Below are 21,986 nucleotides of genomic sequence, written 5' to 3' on the forward strand. Positions count from 1 at the left end.
GCCGATCTCAAAAGTTGAAAATATGAAAAAGTTTAACACGCAAGAGTCCTTGTCCCGGCGCACTATTGCGCTTTGCATGGTGGCGCTGTTCGCCCTGCTCGCTGCTTGCAGCTCTGTACGTTTCACTTACAACCAGGGTGATACCTTACTGTATTGGTGGCTCGATTCCTATGCCGATCTGGAAGGCGAGCAGGCCGATATCGCCAAGCGCGACATCGATAAACTGTTCCGCTGGCACCGCCAGACCCAGCTGCGCGACTACGCCGCCTTGCTCGGCAACATGCAGCGCCAGCTCGCCGGCAACCCGACCCAGGCCGACCTGATCACCCTGTACAAGGAGGTGCGCGTCCGCGGCGAGCGCCTGGCCAGCCATGCGCTGCCCGAGTTGACCACCCTCGCACTGTCCATCAAACCGGATCAGATCGCCGATATCGAACGCAAGTTCATTTCGAAAAACGCCGATTACCGCAAGAAATTTGTCGAAGGTAGTACCGAGAAGCGCCAGCGCGCCCGTTTCAAGAAGGCGATGGACCAACTCGAACTATGGTTCGGCAACTTCAGCAGGGAACAGGAAGCCATCCTGCGCAAGGCCTCGGATGCGCGCCCGCTCGACAGCGATACCTGGCTGGACGAACGGGTCTGGCGCCAGCGCCGCATCCTCAGCCTGCTGCGCAAGTTCCAACAGGAGAAGCCGAACCGCGAGCAGGCGGCGGCCCAGATCGCAGCGATGCAGCGCGAACTCTTCGGCCGTACGGAATCGCCCGAGCGCAAGGCCTTCTACGACAACTATCTCGACCAGACCACCAAATTCATGCTGACCGCGATCCGCATCGCGACACCGGCGCAGAAGAAACATGCGCAGGAACGCATGCAAGGCTGGATCAATGATTTCCAGCTCCTGGCGGCAGGGAAATAAGCGAGGAAAGGGCGCCGCAAGGGCCATGTTATAGTGCCGCCCATGCAAAAGAAGTCCTCCACACCCCAAGCCAATCGTGTTCCCCATCGGGCTCCCCGCCTGGCGCCACGCCAGGTACGCATCATCGGCGGCGCCTGGAAACGCGCCCTGCTGCCGGTCCTGGACGCCGAGGGCCTGCGCCCGACCCCGGACCGTGTCCGCGAGACCGTGTTCAACTGGATCAGGCATCAACTCGGTGGCGATTTCGATGGCGCCAGCTTCCTCGACCTGTTCGCCGGGTCCGGTGCGCTCGGCTTCGAAGCGGCCAGCCGCGGTGCTGCATCGGTGACCATGGTGGACAGCCATGGCCCGGCGGCACGCCAGCTGGAAAGCAACCGCGACAAGCTCAAGGCCGGCAACGTGAAGGTGCTGCGCGCCGACGCCCTGGCCCTGGTACGCGACCTGGCCGCCCGCGGCCAGCGCTTCGACGTGATCTTCCTCGATCCGCCCTATCAGCTGGGCCTGCTTACCCAGATCCTGCCCCTGTGCCCGGCCATCCTGAACGAGGGCGGCCTGGTCTATGCCGAAACCGGCGAGCCGCTGCCGCTGGAACAAGAACGCCCCGACTGGCTCACCGGCTGGGATGCCATCCGCGAGGACAAGGCGGGCATGGTCTATTACTACCTGCTGAAATTGAACGACGGCGTCGCCTGATCGACGAAACTGCACAAGGATTGGGCAAACGCCGCCCCAGGCTGGGGCAGGTGCCGGATTTTCAGGCATAATGCGCGTTCTGACAGGGTGATTCTCCAAGGGAGCCGCAATGGTTGTAGCCGTTTATCCAGGTACGTTCGATCCGCTCACGCGGGGGCACGAAGACTTAGTGCGCCGTGCATCGGGCCTGTTCGATCGCCTGGTGGTGGGCGTCGCCGACAGCAAGAACAAGAAGCCCTTCTTTTCGCTCGACGAGCGCCTGGAAATCGCCAACGAAGTGCTTGGCCATTATCCGAACGTGCAGGTGGAGAGCTTCTCCGGCCTGCTGAAGGATTTCGTGCGCGACCACGATGCGCGCGTGATCGTGCGCGGCCTGCGCGCGGTGTCCGACTTCGAATACGAATTCCAGATGGCCGGCATGAACCGCTACCTGCTCCCCGACGTCGAAACCCTGTTCCTGACCCCGTCCGACCAGTACCAGTTCATTTCGGGCACTATCGTGCGCGAGATCGCCATGCTGGGCGGCGACGTATCGAAATTCGTGTTCCCGTCGGTGGACCGCTGGCTGCAGAAGAAGATCGCAGCGATCAAAGCGGCGCCGGCAGCCTGAACGCGCAGCCCACCAGCAGCAAGGAACGAGCACGACCATGGCACTGATGATTACCGACGATTGCATCAACTGCGACGTCTGCGAACCCGAATGCCCGAACGACGCCATCTCCATGGGCGCCGAGTTCTACCAGATCGACCCGCACAAGTGCACCGAATGCGTCGGCCATTTCGACGAGCCGACCTGCGCGGTGCTGTGCCCGGTCGCATGCATTCCCCTCAATCCCGAGTGGCGCGAAACGCCCGAAGAACTGCAGGCCAAATATGAACGCCTGACTGCCCCCAAGGCACAGACCTGATTCCCCCAGCCGGCTAATGCCGGCTTTTTTGTTTCCGCCCTTCTTTTCTCTCTATCCGCTGACGCAGACATGCCGCGGCCGCCTTCCTGGCGGCTGCAGGGGCTGTGCGCCCGACTACCTCCCCGCTGCCCGCATCGCGCCGATGCGACGCCACCTCGAACCTCCGATCCAGCACCCCGTCTGGAAGCCCCGCCGCGGCCTGCCCATCTTCGTCGCCAGTAAATGCCAGTTACTGACTGCACATGGCGCAATCTGCCCCAAAAGCAGGGAGCGGCGTCTTTGCATCTTACTTGCAACCAATACTCATCCATATAAAATCATAGAACGTGAACTGTGTTGAACCGCATAGATATTGACCGTATATGTATTTTTTTACAGCCAACATCGCGCAACTAGCTATTAAAGATGAGGTTCGATTAAGCCGAATTCCCAAATCAATCATAGCTGCCAATTTTCTCTATCTAGCGGCAAAGTGGGGTCATTCGGATGCCATCGCCCGTCTTTTCTAATTTCCATCCGTCCTACGCCACAGGGACGAGAGTGACTCTTCGTGAACTTTGTTAAATCAAACCGACGCGAAAAGCCGGGTAACGAAGAGTCACCAAGGCAAGGGGCCAAACGGTCTGCGTCAACCCGAAACCGGATCGATGAAGGGAGGAAGGGGAAGGAGGGCGAGGAAGGCAAACGTCAACGCCGGAACAGCGGACGTAAAAAAACGCGTCCCGTTCAGGAGGCCGCGTCAAACGGAGAATGAAGCAATCAGTGGTGCTCGGCCAGGTGCGCCTTCGGCGGGCGTGGACGCAGGGTCAGCACGGTGGCACGGCCAATACCGACCAGCAGCGGACGAAAAACCATGGCAACGCCGCCCAGCAGCGCGATGCCGGAGGCGGTACGGAGAACCTGACCGACAGGAACGGCTGCAATGGCAGCGCCGGTGGTCTGGATGAGGGTGATGACGGCAGACATGATATGGATAAATGTTCAGTTGTGAGCAATATAGTGCGATGCAACATATAAATCTAATTTTGTTCACTGATGATGCTTATGCATTCTGTGAATACTTGAGGTACACTGGGAACACCTTCTGTACTGCCAAATAAGTTCCCATGAGCTTCCTGACGCTTGACCTGAACCTGCTGCGCGTATTCGACGCAGTGATGACCGAGCAAAACCTGACCCGCGCCGCCGGACACCTCGCGATGACCCAGCCGGCGGTCTCGAACGCGATCAAGCGCCTGCGCGAAAGTCTGGGGGACGAACTCCTGATCCGCACCGCGTACGGCGTCAAGCCGACGCCGCGCGCCGAAGCGCTGTGGCCGGCGGTGCGCCAGGCCCTGGCCGCGCTGGAAGCGGCCGTGATGCCGGAAACCTTCGACGTGTCGAAAGCCCAGGCGACCTTCCGGATGGCGATGGCGGACGCCACCGCCGCCCTGTGGCTGCCTTCGCTGATGCGCTCGATCGAACGCGAAGCGCCGGGCGTGAACATCCGCATGGTGCCGCTGACGACGCGCGAACCGCGGCCGATGCTGCTGCGCGGCGACATCGACCTGGCGGTCGGTTTCTTCCCGGGCGTGGCGGCCCAGCTGTCGTATGAGACGGGCTCGCCGATCCGCCACGAACGCCTGTATTCCGGCGTGTACGTGTGCGTGATGCGCAAGGACCATCCGCTGGCCAAGGAAAAGCTCGACCTCGACACCTACTGCAAGGCCAACCACCTGTTGGTGAGTTTTTCGGGGCGCGCCCATGGCCTGGTCGACGAAGCGCTGGCCCAGCTCGGCCGCGAGCGCCGCATCCTGCTGACGGTGAACCAGTTCTTCACGGCGGGCCGGGTGGTGGCGAATTCGGACTTGATCACGGTGCTGCCGAAGCACCTGATGGTATCGACCGGCATGACCGATGCGCTGGTGTGGCGCGAGCTGCCCTTGCAGCTGCCGGCGGTGCACCTCGACATGCTCTGGCACGAGCGTGACGGCCGCAGCCCGGCGCACCGCTGGCTGCGCAAGAACCTGGAAAGCATGGCGGAGAGCGCGGCGCCGAAGACGGGCGCGCGCAAGGTCGTCTAACCGGATTGGGCGATACGCGGCCCGGATCTGCTCGTTTTTTGTAGGGTGTGCGGCTTCGCCGCACACGCGTTCAAATACCCGTTGAGATGACCCGAATCGGCTGTTCTACGGCTGGTTGAACGCGCGGACGGCGAAGCCGCCCACCCTACGAAACCATGAATCCGGCGGATGAGCAGCTCCGCTCAGCGAATCGGCAGCTTGGTCGTGTTCTTGACCTCTTCCATCACCGCATAGGTGTGCGTCTCGCGCACGCCTTTCTGCAGCAGGGTCTTGCCGAGGAATTCGCGGTAAGCGGCCATGTCTTTCACGCGCGCCTTGACCAGGTAGTCGAAACCGCCGGCCACCATGTGGCATTCCAGCACTTCCGGTATCATCTGGACACTCTGTTTGAATGCATCAAACACCTCGGGAGTGGTACGATCGAGCACCACTTCGATAAATACCAGCAGCGATACGTCCAGCAATTGGGGGTTGAGCTGGGCGGTGTAGCCCATGATGTAGCCGGTCTCGTGCAGCTTGCGCACGCGTTCCAGGCAGGCGGCCGGAGACAGGTTGACTCGTGCGGCCAGTTCGACGTTGCTGATTCGTCCATCGTTCTGGAGTTCTGCCAGAATCTTCTTACTGATCTTGTCAAGCATGGTCGTCTCCTGCCATGTAAATATTATTCGGTCAGATTGTCGCATCAAAAACTATCTTTTGCTAGTCTGTCGTAAAAACAGAATTAATCCAGAAGATTTCCTTCTACAATCGAATCATTCCATGTAACGCGCAGCGCGCCGATCGCCTTTGAGCGGTACGGCGTTTTTTGCTGTGTGGCGCAGGTAATCCGATTTCCTTTTTAGAAGAGTCACCATGCAGACTGCCGCCGCCCTGGTTAGCACCACGGCCCCCCATGTCGTCCCTTTCGATGCGCTCCAGCTCGAGGTCAAGCGCGACCAGACCCCGCTACGCCAGGCCATCACCGACGCCTACCGCCGCGATGAAATCGACGCCGTGCAGTGGCTGCTCGCGCAGGGGGCCGGCGCCAACGCGGACGCCTACATGCTGGCCCACCGCCTGGTTTCGAGCGTGCGCGAGAAGCGCACCCGCTCCTCGGGCGTGGACGCGCTGATGCACGAATTCTCGCTGTCGTCGGAAGAAGGCGTGGCGCTGATGTGCCTGGCCGAAGCGCTGCTGCGCATCCCGGACAGCGCAACCGCCGACCGCCTGATCGCCGACAAGATCAGCAGGGGCGACTGGAAGAAGCACCTGGGCGAATCGCCTTCGCTGTTTGTCAACGCGGCCACCTGGGGCCTGCTCATCACCGGCAAGCTGGTCTCGACCAACAGCGACAAGAACCTGGGCTCGGCGCTCACCCGCATCATCGCCAAGGGCGGCGAACCCTTGATCCGCAAGGGCGTCGACATGGCGATGCGCATGCTCGGCAACCAGTTCGTCACCGGCCAGACCATCGACGAGGCACTCAAGAACAGCCGCGAGAACGAAAGCCGCGGCTACCGCTATTCCTACGACATGCTGGGCGAAGCGGCGCTCACCGACGCCGACGCGCAGCATTACTACGCCTCGTACGAGACCGCGATCCACGCAATCGGCAAGGCATCGAACGGCCGCGGCATCAAGGACGGCCCGGGCATCTCGATCAAGCTGTCGGCCCTGCACCCGCGCTACAGCCGCGCGCAGTACTGGCGCGTGATGAACGAGCTGCTGCCGCGCGTGCGCAGCCTGGTGCTGCTGGCCAAGGGCTACAACATCGGCATCAACATCGACGCCGAAGAAGCCGACCGCCTCGAGATCTCGCTCGACATGCTCGAATCACTTGCTTTCGATCCCGCCTTGGCGGGCTTCGACGGCATCGGCCTGGTGGTGCAGGCCTATCAAAAACGCTGCCCCTTCGTGATCGACTACGTGGTCGACCTGGCCAAACGCAGCGGCCGCAAGTTCATGGTGCGCCTGGTGAAGGGCGCCTACTGGGATGCCGAGATCAAGCGCGCCCAGGTGGACGGCATGCCGGGCTATCCGGTCTACACCCGCAAGGTGTACACCGACGTGTCTTACCTCACCTGCGCGCGCAAGCTGCTGCTTGCTTCCGACATCATCTATCCGCAGTTCGCCACCCACAACGCGCACTCGCTGTCCGTCATCTACACCTGGGCCAAGGCCGAGGGCATCAGCAATTACGAATTCCAGTGCCTGCACGGCATGGGCGAGACCCTGTACGACCAGGTGGTCGGGCCGCGCAAGCTCGACAAGGCCTGCCGCATCTACGCGCCGGTCGGTTCGCACGAGACCCTGCTGGCCTACCTGGTGCGCCGCCTGCTGGAGAACGGCGCCAACTCGTCCTTCGTGAACCAGATCGTGGACGAGAAGGTGGCGATCGACACCCTGCTGGCCGATCCTTTCGAGCAGGCGCGCGCGGCCGGTGGCAAGCCGCACCCGGCGATTGCGCTGCCGCTGCAGCTGTTCGGCGCCGAGCGCCAGAATTCGGCCGGCCTGGACCTGGCCAACGAAAACACCCTGGGCAAGCTGGCCGATGGCCTGGCCCTGCAGCGCCAGCACGGTGCGGCGCCGCTGATCGCAGGCCCGGTGGAAGGCGGCGCGCCGGCGAACGTCGTCAATCCGGCCCTGTCCAGCGACGTGGTCGGCCAGGTCGTCGAAGCGTCGCGCATGGACGTCGAGACCGCGCTGGCGGCCGCCGCCGCCTTTGCCGGCGAATGGGAAGCGACGCCGGCCGAGACCCGCGCCGCCATGCTGGAACGCAGCGCCGACCTGTTCGAACAGAACAGTACCGAGCTGATGGCGCTGGCCGTGCGCGAAGCCGGCAAATCGCTGCCGAACGCGATCGCCGAACTGCGCGAGGCGGTGGACTTCCTGCGCTACTACGCGGTGCAGGTGCGTGCATCGAAAGCCGACGGCGCACTGGGCCCGGTGACCTGCATCAGCCCATGGAACTTCCCGCTGGCGATCTTCACCGGCCAGGTGGCGGCCGCTCTCGCGGCCGGCAACGTGGTGCTGGCCAAGCCGGCCGAGCAGACCCCGCTGATCGCCTACCGCGCCGTCGAGCTGTTCATCGAAGCCGGCTGCCCGCGCGCGGCGCTGCAGCTGCTGCCGGGCCGCGGCGAAGTGGTGGGCGCCGCCCTGACCGCCGATGCGCGCGTAAAAGGCGTGATCTTCACCGGCTCCACCGAGGTCGCGCAGCTGATCAACCGCACGCTCGCCAAGCGTGCCGAACACGAAGGCATCGACATTCCGCTGGTGGCCGAAACCGGCGGCCAGAATGCGCTGATCGTCGATTCCTCGGCGCTGCCGGAGCAGGTGGTGCAGGACGTGCTGTCCTCGGCGTTTGACTCCGCCGGCCAGCGCTGCTCGGCGCTGCGCGTGCTGTTCCTGCAGGAAGACATCGCCGACAAGACCATCAGGATGCTCAAGGGCGCGATGCAGGAACTGCGCGTCGGTATCCCCGACCGCCTGGCCATCGACATCGGCCCGGTGATCGATGCCGAGGCCAAGGGCAACCTGCTGGCGCACATCGAGCGCCTGCGCGCCACCGCGCGCAGCTACTTCGCGCTCGAACTACCTAGCAGCGTGAACCAGGCCGGCACCTTTGTTGCGCCGACCGTGCTGGAAATCGGCTCGATGGCGGAACTCACGCACGAAGTCTTCGGCCCGGTGCTGCACATCGTGCGCTACCGCCGCGCCGACCTGGCCAAGGTGGTCGATACCATCAACGCCACCGGCTACGGCCTGACCCTGGGCGTGCATTCGCGTATCGACGAAACCATCGATTTCATCGTGTCGCGCGCCCACGTCGGCAACATCTACGTGAACCGCAACATCGTCGGCGCGGTGGTGGGCGTGCAGCCCTTCGGCGGCGAAGGTAAATCGGGCACCGGCCCGAAGGCGGGCGGTCCGCTCTACCTGAAGCGCCTGCAGCGCCAGGCCGCGCCCTTGATGGAACACAGCCGTCGTTTCGACGCCGGCCTCGATGCGTTGCTGGGCTGGCTGCGCAACAAGGGCCAGCTTGATCTCGCCACGCTGGCCCAGGGCTACGGCCGCACTGCCCTGAACGGCGTCGAGATCGCCCTGCCGGGTCCGACCGGCGAACGCAACACGCTGGCCTTCACGCCGCGCGGCACCGTGCTGTGCGCGCCGAAGACCGCGGCCGGCCTGCTCAACCAGGTGGCCGCCAGCCTCGCCAACGGCAACCGCGCGCTGGTGCTGGCCGCGCCGGAACTGATCCCGGCCGACCTGCCGGCTCTGGTCAAGGAGCGCGTGCGCTTCGTGGGTGACGCCGACATCGACACCAGCGAGTTCCAGATCGCCCTGCTGGAAGCGGGCCTGGCCGGTTCGCTGCGCACCAGGCTGGCGGCGCGGCCTGGCGCCATCGTCGGCATCGTCGACACCAGCGCCCACGAACCGGTCGCCCTGTGGCGGCTGGTGGCGGAACGGGCGGTCTGCGTCAACACCACCGCGGCTGGCGGCAACGCAAGCCTGATGACGCTGGGAATGTAATCATCACGGGGAGCGCAAGCTCCCTTTTTTTTGGTTCTTCGCGGGAAATGGGGGAAGACGGTATTGACTGGCTGAGCGGGAGGTGGTGGCGGAGGTCTGATGTTGGTAGATTGATAGTCGCCAAACAAATCAGTCTGTCAAACCACCGCCATGCTCAATGCTATGTCGTCTGTCTCATTTTGGGAAGGCCATATTGTCGACACCGTCCAGGAACAAGAAGACGGGTCGCTGTTAATCGTTCTCGACACCTGCCCGGCAAGTGATGCCGTGTGCGGAGCGTGCCTCCAGCCTTGTGCCCTGGTGCATGAACGCCGAAGGCGTAAGGTGCGCGATCGTGACGTTCTGGACAAGCGCGTCTGGCTCGATGTGCCGGTTCGGCGGCTGGACTGTCATCACTGCAATGCACGGGTGGCCGAGCACATTGTTTGGCTTGACCGGGGAGCTCGCATTACGCACCGCGTGCGCCTTTGGGTCGAGGCGTTGGCGCAGCTGCTCCCGATAGCCCATGTGGCCCGACTGACCGGCCTGCACTGGCACACCATCAAGGACATCGATCATCGGCGGCTGAAACACCTGCATGGTGACTTCTCGGCAGAAGGCGTTCAGCGCTTGGTCATGGACGAATTCGCGCTGCACAAAGGCCACCGCTATGCCACTGTGGCCTTGGATGCCGAGCGAATGCGGGTGCTGTGGGTTGGAGAGGGTAATAGCCGGGAAGCGATCCGACCATTCTTCGAGCTGCTGGGAGAGCAAGGCTGTCAGCGAATCGAAGCCGTAGCCATGGACATGAACACGGCGATGGACCTCGAAGTTCGCCAGCAATGCCCGAACGCGGAAGTCGTCTACGACCTGTTTCACGTGGTGGCCCGCTTCGGCCGCGAAGTGGTAGACCGGGTTCGCGTCGACCAAGCCAATGCCTTGCGTGCCGAATCAAAGGCCCGCAAGGTCATCAAGCGTAGCCGCTGGCTGTTACTGCGCAACCGCGACAACCTGAAAGCCGAACAGGCCGTCAAACTGGAGGAGCTGCTGGCTGCCAACCAGCCTTTGGCGACGGTCTACCTGCTCAAGACCGAGTTGAAGGAAATCTGGTATGCCCCATCGGTCCGGGAAGGTGCTCGTCGATGGAAAACCTGGCTCAAACTCGCCCTTCAAAGCCAAATCGCTCCGGTAATCCAATTCGCCAAACGTTTGGCCAAATACCGGCGCGGCATCCTGGCTTCGGCCATCTATCCGATGAGCTCATCGATCCTGGAAGGCGTCAACAACCGCATCAAGGTCATCAAGCGCATGGCCTACGGATTTCGGGATGCATCTTATTTCTTCCTGAAAATCAAGGATGCGTTCCCCGGCAAAGCGCGATGAACCTTTTTTTTCGACCCAAACCAGGGCAACAGGAGTACCGTAGGGTGGACGGCTTCGCCGTCCGCGCGTTCAAGCAGCGCATGCATGGACGACGCGCCCGGTTTCACCATGTTCGTAGCAGCAGCAGCCGTACAAGAGACATTCTTATAAAACTTGGAGGTAGACATGCTTGTTGGCGTACCAAAGGAGATCAAGAACCACGAGTACCGCGTCGGGATGACCCCGCCCTCGGTGCGCGAACTGACGTCGCGCGGCATCGACGTCATCGTGCAGCAGGGCGCCGGCGAGCAGATCGGGCTGTCGGACCAGCAATACATGGCGGCCGGCGCCAGCATCGTGGACACGGCGCAGGAGGTGTTCAGCCGCGCCGACATGATCGTCAAGGTCAAGGAACCGCAGCCGCTCGAGTGCGCGATGCTGCGCGAAGGGCAGGTCCTGTACACCTACCTGCACCTGGCGCCCGATCCCGAACAGACCGCCGCGCTGGTGAAGTCGGGCGCGGTCTGCATCGCTTATGAGACCATCACCGGCCCGGGCGGCGGCCTGCCGCTGCTGGCGCCGATGAGCGAAGTGGCCGGCCGCATGGCGATCCAGGCCGGCGCCGCCCACCTGGAAAAATCCAAGGGTGGCATGGGCCTGCTGCTGGGCGGCGTGCCGGGCGTCGCCGCCGGGCACGTGGTCATCATCGGCGCCGGCGTGGTCGGCACCAATGCGCTGCAGATGGCGGTGGGCACCGGCGCCCGCGTGACGGTGCTCGACAAGAACTTCGACCGCCTGCGCCAGCTGGACCTGGTCTACGGCAACCGCATCTCCACGCTGTATTCGAACGCGCATGCGATCGAAGAGGCGGTTCTATCGGCCGACCTGGTGGTGGGGGGCGTGCTGGTGCCGGGCGCCGCGGCGCCGAAGCTGGTCACCCGCGACATGATCGCGCGCATGAAGAAGGGCGCGGTGGTGGTGGACGTGGCGATCGACCAGGGCGGCTGTTTCGAGACCTCGCACGCCACCACCCATGCCGATCCCACGTTTGTCGTCGACGGCGTGATCCACTACTGCGTGGCGAACATGCCGGGCGCGGTCGCCCGCACCTCGACCTTTGCCCTGAACAACGCCACCATCGGCCACGCCGTGGCGCTGGCGACCAAGGGCTGGCGCCAGGCGCTGTCGCTCGATCCGCACCTGCGCAAGGGCCTGAACGTCTGCCAGGGCAAGGTGACCTACGAGGCGGTGGCGAAAGACCTCGACTACGACTACGTGCCGGCCGAGTCCCTGCTCGGCTGAAGCGGTGAGCTTGCCAGATCCCGGCACACCCGCCGGGTGACGTACAGGGCATACTGCGCGGCGACCGATTTCACGAAACGCATGAAATCGGTCGCCGCGTTTTCATTGGCGTTATCCGACACGGTGCGGATCACCGCGCAGGGCACGCCCAGCTCGTAGCACACCTGCGCCACCGCGGCGCCTTCCATTTCGACCGCCACCAGCCCGGGCAGGGCCGCATTGAGCCCGTTCAGGCGCTCCCGGTCGGTCATGAACTGGTCGCCGCTTGCCACCAGGCCGCGGTGCACGCGCGGCTGCACCAGGCGAAATGCCCGCCGTTCGCTCTCGCCGATCGCCTCCATGAAGTCCAGCTCCAGGAAATCGTGGGCGGCGCGCGACAGGCGCATCGACAGCCCCTGGTCGGGCTGGAAGTGGGTCTGGCCGGTGAGCGGCACCTCGAAACGCGGAAACAGCGGACTCGCATCCATGTCGTGCTGGACCAGGGCTTCCGCCACCACGATATCGCCGACCTGCACCGTTTTATCGCCCGCACCGGCCACGCCGGTGAAGAGGATGTGGGTAACTCCGAACTTTTCCACAAGCGTTGTGGCTGTCATCGCAGCGGCAACCTTGCCAATTCGCGATAAAACGCACACAGCGTCGATTTCCCACAGTGTTCCTGCCCAGTACTCGCGCATGCCATGGATGAGCTTGGCGGGCCCTCTCATGGCTTCTACGAGCCCCAGCTGTTCTTCGTGCAGCGCGCTGATGATCCCCAGTCGCATGTTTTTCCCTGTTTTTGTTGTGTTCTTGTTACGCCAAGAGCTTGCAGAAATACACTACACGCTCGGTTTCCACGAATCCGAGCGCCCGATGCATCGCATGGCTGGCCGTATTCTCGAGCAAGGCATCGGATGCCATCTCGGTGCAGCCCTGTTCCCTTACCCATTGCTCGGCAGTTTTGACGAGCAGGGCGGCGATGCCCCGCCGGCGAGACGCCGGATCCACGTACAGGCCTTCCAGGAAGCCGACTGGAGACGAGACCGTCCCGTTCACGGCATCGCTGCGCAGCGCCACTTCGACCAGTCCCTGGGGCTCTCCAGTATCGGAATAGGCAATGAACTGTGCATAACGGCCGGTTTGTCCACACAGATCCTGCATCTCATGCAGGTGCTCCGCTGGATCTGCAGGCCATAAGGCCATGCGCAGCTGCAACCAGCCGGCTTGTTCAACGCTTGCGCACGGTTTGATCGAGCTCATGAGGCTGCCGTTTTTGAGTGTCGAGCGTGCATTTTGCTTGTCTTACGGATGTGAGACCAGCAAAAACCGTGTTTTCAAGGCTTTTTCGGCTTTTTCGGCTTTTCTGGCAGTGCAGGGCTTTTACGGTATTAGTTAACTAAAGTTTGTATACAAACTGGTAGTAGATAGTAAACGCGGCCTCTTCTGTTGATAACTTGCGTTTACTCCACAGGATCAAGAACTTGCAGATGCGTTTACCGGCTGTACAAAGCCTGCATGGTGTTGGGACGGAAGGTGGACAGATTTTGGCGTTGCCAGGAAATGCAGCGTTCTGCACATCCGATCCTGTGGATATACATCGACTTTTCCACAGTGGCGCCGGCAGAAGCCGGCAAGAACAGCTTGCAGACCGTGTCGCCGGTAGTTCGAAGGCACGACGGTGTTCCGATGCGCATGCAGTCGAGTTGGCAGCAATCGTTTTTTTTTGGCTCTGTCAGCGTTGACTATGGATGAGGCCTGAACTGCTGAGCTCCTCGATGGTCGAACACCTGTCTCCATCGACAGGAAGCGGCCATGAAAACACCCAGCTTCAGGAAGTGGTTCGCGCGCGTTTCCGCGCTGAACGGGGCGCAGCGCCAACAAACACTGGCGGCATTGCATCCGGCCGCGGGGCTGGACCGGATCGTCGCGCTCATCGAGCAGATCCGCGCACCCCAACGCGCGTGTCCGCGCTGCGCCTGCACGCGCTGCCATCGGCACGGCCATGCCAACGGCCTGCAGCGCTACCGCTGCCGGGAATGTGGCCGCAGCTTCAACGACCTGAGCGGCACGCCTTTTGCGCGGTTGCGGCTGCGCGAAAAATGGCTCGACTACCTGGACGCATTGATCGAGGCCAAATCGGTGCGGCGTGCCGCCCTTGACGTCGACGTGCACCGCAACACCGCGTTTCGCTGGCGCCACCGCTTCGTCGACCGGGTCAAGCACGACCAGCCGCAACAACTGAGCGGCATCGTCGAGGCCGATGAAATGTTCATCCTGGAATCGCAAAAGGGCGCGCGCAAGCTGGACCGGGCGCCGAGGAAGCGTGGCGGCGCGGCGCGCAAACGCGGCATCTCGAGCGAGCTCGACTGCATCCTGGTGGCGCGCGACCGCGCCAGGCAGACCATCGGCGCACTGGTCGGGCGCGGGGCCTTGAAGGCGGTGCACCTGGAACGCCACCTGCTGCCCAGGCTCGACCGGCAAGCACTCCTGGTCAGCGACGCCAATGCCGCCTACCGGGCCTTCTCACGCAAACATGGGATTGCCCACCAGGCGGTCAACCTGCGCGCCGGCGTGCGGGTGCGCCGTCACGCCGCCATCGCCATCCACGTCCAGAACGTCAACGCCTTCCATCAGCGTCTGCGCGACTGGCTGGCCCGCTTTCGCGGCGTGGCATCGCGCTATCTGCCGAATTACCTGGGTTGGCACCGGGCGCTCGACGGCGCAAGGGTAATTGCTGCGGAACAGTTCTTACGCATCGCAATCGGCGTCATCAACATTTAAAGGTGACAGCGCCTTTTTTTTTCGCTGGCAGTTTGTCCAGACCTGGTGCAGGGACGGCAGTGAAAGCGCGGCATGCGCGTTATCAGTGTTGTTGTAGTAAACAAGTTTGTATACAAACTGGTAGTAATAGTAAACGAGCCCGTTCTTGTGGATAACAAGAGTTTTCTCCACAACGTCAATGGTTTACGGTGGCGTTAACACGCTGTACAAGACCTCGGTTTGACGTGTAGGAAACTTGGACAGAATTTTGACAGACCAAGTTAGCGGGCTGTTCTACACATTCGTTCCTGTGGATATCCCAGCGGTTTTCCACAGATGCCAGCCACAAGACGTTGTTCTTGGCGGCAATGCTCGTCTGCGCGCTGCCGACGCCAGCCAGGCTTGCAAGTGGAGATGCCGGCGTTGGCGGTCTTACCGGCCTGGCGAAGTCAATCGTCGCAGCCTTTTTCGGCAGCCTTTCGTCGTCAGCCTGCTTGCAGGCTTTCACTTGCAGGCACATGCGGCCAGCGAGGGCTGGAGCTGCATGTGTCCGCTCGATGCGACGCGAACAAAATTTTTTTTGAAGCGCATCCCAAAGGTTTACAAGCTAAGTATGTATACAACGGTAGTAGTAGTGGTTAACGCTGGCACCAAGTTGTGGAAAACAGGGTTAACGTCCAAGTAATCATGTACTTACCGACCGTATAAGCCAGTGCATCAATGGCGCGTGGAAGCCTTGTAAAAACTGGACAAGATTTTGGGGACCCCGCAATTGCCCCGGTTCTGCACAAATCAGGCCTGTGGATATCAAGAGGCTTATCCACAGAGGGGGTATGGACTTCCGTTTACGATCTGGTAAGCTTGCCTCAACGAATCAGGAACGGAGGGCTGGTGGATCTCGACGCGACGTTTCGACAGCCCGAATTGCGTGTACCGGGGAGCGCGGGCCTGCGTCCTTTGTTCATCCGATTCATTTCCTGACGCCAGCCCGTGGAATCGGCCGGCGCATACGACTACATCATCGTCGGTGGCGGCACGTCCGGCTGTGTGCTGGCGAATCGGCTGACGCGTGATCCCGGGATCGAGGTGCTGCTGGTGGAAGCGGGCGGGCGCGACGATTACCTGTGGATTCACATCCCGGTCGGCTACCTGCACTGCATCGGCAATCCACGCACCGACTGGCTGTTTCGCACCGAGGCCGAGCCTGGCCTGCATGGACGGGCGCTGATCTACCCGCGCGGCAAGGTACTGGGCGGCAGTTCGTCGATCAACGGCATGATCTACATGCGCGGCCAGCCGGCGGATTACGCGCGCTGGGCCGAGGTGTCGGGCGACGATTCGTGGCGCTGGGAGCGGGTCTTGCCGCTCTTCAGGCGCAGCGAGGATCATTACCTGGGCGCGAGCGAATGGCATGGCGCGGGCGGCGAGTGGCGTGTGGAAAAGCAGCGGCTGTCGTGGTCCATCCTGGACGCCTTTCGCGAGGCTGCGGCGCAGGCGGGCATCCCGAAAATCGACGACCTGAATGCCGGCCGTGGTGCAGGGTCGGCGTATTTCGAGGTCAACCAGCGGCGCGGTATCCGCCTGAATACGGCGAAAGCCTTCCTGAGACCGGCGGCGCAAAGGCCGAACCTGACGATCATGACCGGTTGCCACGTCGAGCGCCTGCTGGTCGAGGATACGCCGCAAGGCAAGGCCTGCACCGGCATTCGTTTTACCGGCGGCGGCCGCGCCTACACGGCGACGGCGCATCGCGAAACCCTGCTGGCGGCAGGGGCGGTCGGCTCGCCGCAGATCCTGCAGCTGTCCGGCATCGGTGATGCAGGCGAACTCCAGCGCCACGGCATCGCACCGGTAGCGGACTTGCCAGGCGTCGGCGCCAACCTGCAAGACCACCTGCAACTGCGCATGATCTTCAGGGTCCAGGGTGTACCGACCTTGAACACGCGCGCCACCAATTGGTTCGGCAAGGCGCTCATCGGACTCGAGTACGCCTTGTTCCAGAGTGGGCCGATGTCGATGGCGCCGTCCCAGCTCGGCGTCTTCGCGAAGACGTCGCCCGCGCTGGCGGCGCCGGACCTGCAATACCACGTGCAGCCCCTGTCGCTCGACAAATTCGGCGATCCGCTGCATCGGTTTCCGGCCTTTACCGCCAGCGTGTGCAAGCTGCAGCCGACCTCGCGCGGGGTGGTCGGCATCGCCTCGCCTGACAGCTACGCGCCGCCGAAGATCACGCCGAACTATCTCAGCACCGAGGCCGATCGCAAGACCGCCGCCGCCGCGCTGGCGCTGACGCGCCGCATCGTGGCCGCGCCGGCGCTGGCACCCTACCGTCCCGAGGAGTACCTGCCGGGTCCGCACTACCAGACCGAGGAGGAACTGGCCCAGGCAGCGGGGCTGGTCGGCACCACGATTTTTCATCCGGTGGGCACCTGCCGCATGGGAAAAGAAAACGATCCGCAGGCAGTCGTCGACAGCCGTTTGCGGGTGCGCGGCATCGCCGGGCTACGGGTGGTCGACGCCTCGATCATGCCCTTCATCACCTCGGGAAACACCAATTCGCCGACCATCATGATTGCCGAGAAAGCTGCGCAAGACATCCTCGGCGGGCTGGCCGGGAAAGCCTAGTGCGAAAGCGCACGAGGAGGGGCGGACCCTGGGCGCGTCGGTCTGCCTACTCCTGGTCCGGCGTGGTATTGTTGGGGTACTAGGTGCGCTGCTCGAACGCGTGAGCGGGTGCACGCAGCCATGGGAGCGAGCATGAACCTCGAATCGCATTTCGTCGACGTACACGGCCTGCGCATGCATTACATCAGCGCGGGCGAGGGCCCGGCGGTCATCCTGATGCACGGCTTCCCGGATACCCATGAGATCTGGCGCCACCAGATTCCGGTGCTGGCGGCCAAGGGGTTTCGCGTCATCGCGCCGGACATGCGCGGCTACGGCAAGACCGATGCGCCGGCCAGTACTGGCGCTTATGCCATCGAGTTCCTGTGTGCGGACATCCTCGGCTTGATGGACCAGCTCGGTGTGGAAAAAGCGTCCATCGTCGGCCACGACTGGGGCGGGCTGGTGGGCTGGCAGCTGTGCATGGACGCGCCGCAGCGCTTCGAGCGCTTCGTGGCGCTGTCCACCGGGCACCCGGCAGCCATCGCCAATGCCGGCGTCACCCAACAGATGCGCTTCTGGTACATCCTGGGCTTTTTGATGCCGGTGGTGGCCGAGACGGCAATCCGGGCCAACGACTGGTTCTTCCTGCGCCAGATGACGCGCCGGCCCGAACAGCTGGCGATCTGGCGCGCGGCGCTGGAACCCGAAGGGCGCCTGACCGCCGCGCTCAACTATTACCGGGCCAACATCAAGCTGGGTCGCCCCCATCACTGGCGTCCGGTCGAGCTGCCGGTCATGGGCGTGTGGAGCGACCGCGACCCGGCGCTGGGTGAAAAGCAGATGCTCGATTCGGCCCACCATTGCCGCGCCGGCTTTCGCTACGAGCGCCTGAGCGGGGTGGGGCACTGGATGCAGCTGTCCGCTACCGAGCGCCTCAACGCCCTGCTGCTGGACTTCCTGGTCGCCTAGCGATTACCCTTACCGTCATCACCCGCGCGAGTAAACATGTGCGGATTGGTGTGGAGCCGCCTGGTCTGGAGCATGGCACCGTCCGCCAGGCGATCGAGGTCCATTCCGTCGGGCCGACCTTGCACCGGCTGGGTTCGATGCCTGCCGTCCTGGCTGGTTGTTGCGTCGCAACAATGAGCGCCTCCATACGTGCCGACCTGGGTCGCCGCGACGCCGGCCGGTTCCGCCTGCCAGCTGGCGGCCAGCTGCAAGGCGAAGCGCTGGACATGCGGCGGCACCAGCGGGTGTGACAGTCCGTCGAGTGTCGCCAGATCGACATCACTGTGATCGCACAAGCCTGAGGCATCGCCGTACAATGCAGCCTCCGCATTTCTCCGGTGTTGTTTCCATGATTGATTTTGCTTGGCTCGGCGCTGCTGCCTTCACCGCCGGCTTGGTCGACGCCGTCGTTGGTGGCGGCGGCCTGATCCAGATTCCTGCGATTTTTTCCGTGCTGCCGAAAGAGGTTCCCGCAACCCTGTTGGGAACCAACAAGTTCGCCAGCATCTTCGGGACCAGTGCTGCCGCAGTGAATTACGCACGGCGGGTGAGGGTAGCGTGGAGCACCGCCGCCCCGGCGGCGATGGCCGCATTTGCCTTGTCCTTCGCAGGCGCCTGGACCGTAACGCGGGTGCCGGCCGACTTTGTACGTACGCTGCTACCGATCATCCTGGTTGCCGTTGCGGTGTACACCTTCAAGAAGAAGGATCTGGGTGCGGTCCACGCGCCGGTACATAGCGGATTGGCCGAGCGCTACTGGGCCATCGGCATCGGCGCCGCGATCGGTTTTTATGACGGTTTTTTCGGTCCGGGTACCGGCAGCTTTTTGATCTTCCTGTTCGTGCGTTTTTTCGGCTTCGATTTTCTGAGCGCCTCGGCCGCGGCCAAGATCGTGAATGTTGCCTGCAATTTTTCGGCTCTGTTGTGGTTTGGGTATAGCGGTCATTTGCTCTGGCAACTGGGTCTCATGATGGCCGCCTGCCAGGTGGCCGGCTCCCTGATTGGCACCAGGCTGGCGCTCAAGCATGGCAGTGGCTTCGTACGTCAGCTGTTCCTGGTAGTGGTTTCCGGACTGATCCTGAAGACCGCGTATGACGCCTCCACCAGGATCGGATGGTGATTGTTCCACGTGAAACAGCAAAGCCGGGCTCGCCCGGCTTTTCTCTTTGTTCCACGTGAAACATCGTGGATAGCAAAGGCTGACCGTTCCACGTGAAACAATTTCTGTCGTTTTCAGGCCCTCCAAAGCTTCCACCAGAAAAAAGAATCTATAATCGCGCATTAGACTCCTCGCCCCACTCTTCCATCATGCTATTTCCAACTGAATTCGACGTCATCGTCGTCGGCGGCGGCCATGCCGGTACCGAGGCCGCGCTCGCGTCCGCACGCACGGGACAGAAGACCCTGCTGCTGACCCATAACATCGAAACCCTCGGTGCGATGTCCTGCAACCCCTCCATTGGCGGCATCGGCAAGGGCCATCTGGTCAAGGAAGTCGATGCCCTCGGCGGCGCCATGGCGATCGCCACCGACGAATCCGGCATCCAGTTCCGCATCCTGAATTCGTCCAAAGGGCCGGCCGTGCGTGCCACCCGTGCCCAGGCTGACCGCGTGCTGTACAAGCAGGCGATCCGTTCGCGCCTGGAAAACCAGCCGAACCTGTGGCTGTTCCAGCAAGCCGTGGAAGACCTGATGCTGGAAGGCGAGCGCGTGGTCGGCGCCGTGACCCAGGTCGGACTGAAGTTCCGTGCCCGCGCCGTGGTGCTCACCGCCGGCACTTTCCTCGATGGGAAGATCCACGTCGGCCTGCAGAATTACTCGGGCGGCCGCGCCGGCGACCCGCCAGCCGTGTCGCTGTCGAGCCGCCTGAAGGAACTCAAGCTGCCGCAGGGCCGCCTGAAGACCGGCACCCCGCCACGTATCGACGGTCGCAGCATCGACTTTTCGGTGCTGTCCGAGCAGCCGGGCGACCTCGATCCGGTGCCGGTGTTCTCGGTCATGGGCAATACCGCCATGCACCCGCGTCAGGTACCGTGCTGGGTCACGCACACCAACGAGAAGACCCACGAGATCATTCGCAACGGCCTCGACCGTAGCCCGATGTACACCGGCGTCATCGAGGGGGTGGGGCCGCGCTATTGCCCATCGATCGAAGACAAGATCCACCGCTTCGCCTCCAAGGAGTCGCACCAGATCTTCCTGGAGCCGGAAGGCTTGACCACCAACGAGTTCTACCCGAACGGAATCTCGACCAGCCTGCCGTTCGACGTGCAGCTGGAGCTGGTGCGCTCGATGCGCGGCATGGAAAACGCTTTCATTTTGCGCCCGGGCTATGCGATCGAATACGACTACTATGACCCGCGCGGCCTGAAAGCCTCGCTGGAAACCAAGGCGATCAAGGGCCTGTTCTTTGCCGGCCAGATCAACGGCACCACGGGCTACGAAGAAGCCGCAGCCCAGGGCCTGCTGGCCGGCCTGAACGCCGCACTGCAGACTCAGGGCAAGGATGCCTGGACGCCGGGCCGATCCGAAGCCTACCTGGGCGTGCTGGTCGACGACCTCACCACCCAGGGTGTGGCCGAGCCGTACCGCATGTTCACCAGCCGCGCCGAGTACCGCCTGTCGCTGCGCGAAGACAATGCCGACATGCGCCTGACCGAGATCGGCCGCAAGCTGGGCATTGTCGGCGACGCCCAGTGGGCAGCCTTCGAGACCAAGCGCGAAGCAGTGGCCCGCGAACTCGAGCGCCTGCGCGCGACCTGGGTCAACCCGCGCATTCTGGCGGCAAGCGAATCGGAGCGGGTGGTGGGGCAGGCGATCGAGCGCGAATACAACCTGGCCGACCTGCTGCGCCGTCCGGGCGTTGCCTACGACACGCTGATGAGCATGATCGGCGTCGAAGGCCAGCCTCTGGCCGGCCCGGGCGTCGAGGATCCGGCGGTCAAGGAGCAGATCGAGATCCAGCTCAAGTACGCCGGCTACATCGACCGCCAGGCGCGCGAAGTGGAGCGGCACGACCATTACGAGAACCTGAAGCTGCCGGAGAACCTGAACTACCTGGAGATCGCGGCACTGTCGATCGAGGTGCGCCAGAAGCTGGACAAGCAGCGCCCGGAAACCCTGGGCCAGGCCTCGCGCATTTCGGGCGTTACCCCGGCGGCCATCTCGCTGCTGCTGGTACACCTGAAAAAACGGGGCGCCAAGGGCTTTACCAATGCACCCGCGGAGCAAGCAGAATGAAGCTTTTCGACCGCGCCGCGTTGGCGCAGGTGCTGGCCGACGGCATCGCCGACATGAAGCTCGACGTCACTCCGGCCCAGCAGGAAAAACTGCTGGATTACCTGGCACTGATGAACAAGTGGAACAGCGTCTACAACCTCACCTCGCTACGCGACCCGATGCAGATGGTGACCCACCATGTTCTCGATTCGCTGGCCGCGGTGCCCGCCTTCGCGTCCGCCCGCAACGTGCTGGACGTCGGCGCCGGCGGCGGCTTGCCCGGCATCGTGCTGGCGATCAGCCGCCCGGACATGCGGGTGTCGATGATCGACACCGTGCACAAGAAGACCGCCTTCCTCAAGCAGGTAAAGGCCGAGCTGGAACTGGCCAACGTCACCGTGTACACGATGAAAGTGCAGGATCTCGGGGTGACTACGCCCTTGAGCGACAAATTCGACGTCATCACCTCTCGTGCTTTCGCCGACCTGTCGGATTTCCTGGAGTGGTCGGGACACCTGCTGGCGCCGGACGGAAAGTTCATCGCCCTGAAAGGCACGGCGCCGGCGGAAGAGCAGGAGCGGGTGCCGGCAGAATGGAAAGTGACGGGTTTGCAGCCCCTGCAGGTGCCAAGGCTGGGAGCGGAACGACACCTGGTTTTCGTCGAGAGATCGGCATAAACTA

The 21,986-nt window shown here is 62.9% G+C and carries 19 protein-coding genes; 14 read left to right on the top strand and 5 right to left on the bottom strand.

Annotation, left to right across the window (positions count from 1 at the left end; translation table 11 throughout):
* Nucleotides 1-22: 22 nt before the first annotated feature.
* The 4 genes from IM543_01225 (at nucleotide 23) to IM543_01240 (ending at nucleotide 2,517) form a co-directional block, all read left to right on the top strand.
* Nucleotides 23-916: a hypothetical protein gene (locus IM543_01225; GenBank protein ID QOY94578.1), complete on the top strand. Its 894-nt coding sequence runs from the start codon at nucleotides 23-25 to the stop codon at nucleotides 914-916.
* 42 nt (nucleotides 917-958) lie between these two features.
* The gene (gene rsmD, locus IM543_01230; GenBank protein ID QOY94579.1) at nucleotides 959-1,609 is read left to right on the top strand and encodes a 16S rRNA (guanine(966)-N(2))-methyltransferase RsmD; all 651 of its coding nucleotides are present in this window, start codon (nucleotides 959-961) and stop codon (nucleotides 1,607-1,609) included.
* Nucleotides 1,610-1,718: 109 nt separating this feature from the next.
* Nucleotides 1,719-2,219, top strand: a complete 501-nt coding sequence (gene coaD / locus IM543_01235; protein QOY94580.1) for a pantetheine-phosphate adenylyltransferase — start codon at nucleotides 1,719-1,721, stop codon at nucleotides 2,217-2,219.
* A gap of 37 nt (nucleotides 2,220-2,256) precedes the next feature.
* Nucleotides 2,257-2,517 (top strand): YfhL family 4Fe-4S dicluster ferredoxin, encoded by a 261-nt coding sequence (locus IM543_01240; GenBank protein QOY94581.1) that lies wholly within the window; start codon nucleotides 2,257-2,259, stop codon nucleotides 2,515-2,517.
* Nucleotides 2,518-3,276: 759 nt separating this feature from the next.
* Here IM543_01240 and IM543_01245 read toward each other — a convergent pair.
* Nucleotides 3,277-3,483, bottom strand: coding sequence for a hypothetical protein (locus IM543_01245; GenBank protein QOY94582.1), 207 nt, complete (start codon nucleotides 3,481-3,483; stop codon nucleotides 3,277-3,279).
* Nucleotides 3,484-3,623: 140 nt separating this feature from the next.
* Here IM543_01245 and IM543_01250 point away from each other — a divergent pair, with 140 nt between their 5' ends.
* Entirely contained in the window at nucleotides 3,624-4,580 is a 957-nt protein-coding gene (locus IM543_01250; protein ID QOY94583.1) for a LysR family transcriptional regulator, read from the top strand.
* A 182-nt stretch (nucleotides 4,581-4,762) separates the two neighbouring features.
* On the opposite strand, the gene IM543_01255 is transcribed toward IM543_01250, so the two are convergent.
* Nucleotides 4,763-5,218 carry an Lrp/AsnC ligand binding domain-containing protein gene (locus IM543_01255; protein QOY94584.1) on the bottom strand — a complete coding sequence of 152 codons (456 nt, stop codon included), beginning with the start codon at nucleotides 5,216-5,218 and terminating at the stop codon, nucleotides 4,763-4,765.
* 214 nt (nucleotides 5,219-5,432) lie between these two features.
* Between IM543_01255 and putA the strand changes: the two genes are divergently transcribed.
* The 3 genes from putA to ald all read left to right on the top strand — a co-directional run bounded on the left by putA (nucleotide 5,433) and on the right by ald (nucleotide 11,732).
* Nucleotides 5,433-9,089, top strand: coding sequence for a trifunctional transcriptional regulator/proline dehydrogenase/L-glutamate gamma-semialdehyde dehydrogenase (gene putA, locus IM543_01260; GenBank protein QOY94585.1), 3,657 nt, complete (start codon nucleotides 5,433-5,435; stop codon nucleotides 9,087-9,089).
* A 150-nt stretch (nucleotides 9,090-9,239) separates the two neighbouring features.
* Nucleotides 9,240-10,451 carry an ISL3 family transposase gene (locus tag IM543_01265; protein QOY94586.1) on the top strand — a complete coding sequence of 404 codons (1,212 nt, stop codon included), beginning with the start codon at nucleotides 9,240-9,242 and terminating at the stop codon, nucleotides 10,449-10,451.
* A 165-nt stretch (nucleotides 10,452-10,616) separates the two neighbouring features.
* A complete protein-coding gene (ald, locus tag IM543_01270) occupies nucleotides 10,617-11,732 on the top strand; it encodes an alanine dehydrogenase (protein QOY94587.1) in 1,116 nt (371 codons plus the stop codon).
* Here ald and IM543_01275 read toward each other — a convergent pair.
* Together IM543_01275 and IM543_01280 are read right to left on the bottom strand one after the other, a co-directional pair.
* Nucleotides 11,702-12,496: a 5'-methylthioadenosine/adenosylhomocysteine nucleosidase gene (locus IM543_01275; protein QOY94588.1), complete on the bottom strand. Its 795-nt coding sequence runs from the start codon at nucleotides 12,494-12,496 to the stop codon at nucleotides 11,702-11,704. The genes ald and IM543_01275 overlap by 31 nt on opposite strands.
* A 28-nt stretch (nucleotides 12,497-12,524) precedes the next feature.
* Nucleotides 12,525-12,971 (bottom strand): GNAT family N-acetyltransferase, encoded by a 447-nt coding sequence (locus IM543_01280; protein QOY94589.1) that lies wholly within the window; start codon nucleotides 12,969-12,971, stop codon nucleotides 12,525-12,527.
* A gap of 552 nt (nucleotides 12,972-13,523) precedes the next feature.
* Here IM543_01280 and IM543_01285 point away from each other — a divergent pair.
* The 3 genes from IM543_01285 to IM543_01295 all read left to right on the top strand — a co-directional run bounded on the left by IM543_01285 (nucleotide 13,524) and on the right by IM543_01295 (nucleotide 18,047).
* Nucleotides 13,524-14,492 (top strand): IS1595 family transposase, encoded by a 969-nt coding sequence (locus tag IM543_01285; protein ID QOY94590.1) that lies wholly within the window; start codon nucleotides 13,524-13,526, stop codon nucleotides 14,490-14,492.
* A 969-nt stretch (nucleotides 14,493-15,461) separates the two neighbouring features.
* Nucleotides 15,462-17,096 carry a GMC family oxidoreductase N-terminal domain-containing protein gene (locus IM543_01290; GenBank protein QOY94591.1) on the top strand — a complete coding sequence of 545 codons (1,635 nt, stop codon included), beginning with the start codon at nucleotides 15,462-15,464 and terminating at the stop codon, nucleotides 17,094-17,096.
* Between the two features lie 132 nt (nucleotides 17,097-17,228).
* Nucleotides 17,229-18,047, top strand: coding sequence for an alpha/beta fold hydrolase (locus tag IM543_01295; GenBank protein QOY94592.1), 819 nt, complete (start codon nucleotides 17,229-17,231; stop codon nucleotides 18,045-18,047).
* Here IM543_01295 and IM543_01300 read toward each other — a convergent pair.
* Nucleotides 18,044-18,403: a hypothetical protein gene (locus IM543_01300; protein ID QOY94593.1), complete on the bottom strand. Its 360-nt coding sequence runs from the start codon at nucleotides 18,401-18,403 to the stop codon at nucleotides 18,044-18,046. The two genes, IM543_01295 and IM543_01300, sit on opposite strands and share 4 nt — an antisense overlap.
* A gap of 32 nt (nucleotides 18,404-18,435) precedes the next feature.
* Here IM543_01300 and IM543_01305 point away from each other — a divergent pair, with 32 nt between their 5' ends.
* The 3 genes from IM543_01305 (at nucleotide 18,436) to rsmG (ending at nucleotide 21,982) form a co-directional block, all read left to right on the top strand.
* On the top strand, nucleotides 18,436-19,206 hold the full coding sequence (locus tag IM543_01305; GenBank protein ID QOY96461.1) for a TSUP family transporter: 771 nt from the start codon (nucleotides 18,436-18,438) through the stop codon (nucleotides 19,204-19,206).
* A 188-nt stretch (nucleotides 19,207-19,394) separates the two neighbouring features.
* Nucleotides 19,395-21,326, top strand: a complete 1,932-nt coding sequence (gene mnmG / locus IM543_01310; GenBank protein QOY94594.1) for a tRNA uridine-5-carboxymethylaminomethyl(34) synthesis enzyme MnmG — start codon at nucleotides 19,395-19,397, stop codon at nucleotides 21,324-21,326.
* A complete protein-coding gene (rsmG, locus tag IM543_01315) occupies nucleotides 21,323-21,982 on the top strand; it encodes a 16S rRNA (guanine(527)-N(7))-methyltransferase RsmG (GenBank protein ID QOY94595.1) in 660 nt (219 codons plus the stop codon). The genes mnmG and rsmG overlap by 4 nt, the downstream gene beginning before the upstream one ends.
* Nucleotides 21,983-21,986: the final 4 nt, after the last annotated feature.

The sequence above is a fragment of the Massilia sp. UMI-21 genome (assembly GCA_015277795.1).
Classification (GTDB): Bacteria; Pseudomonadota; Gammaproteobacteria; order Burkholderiales; family Burkholderiaceae_D; genus Telluria.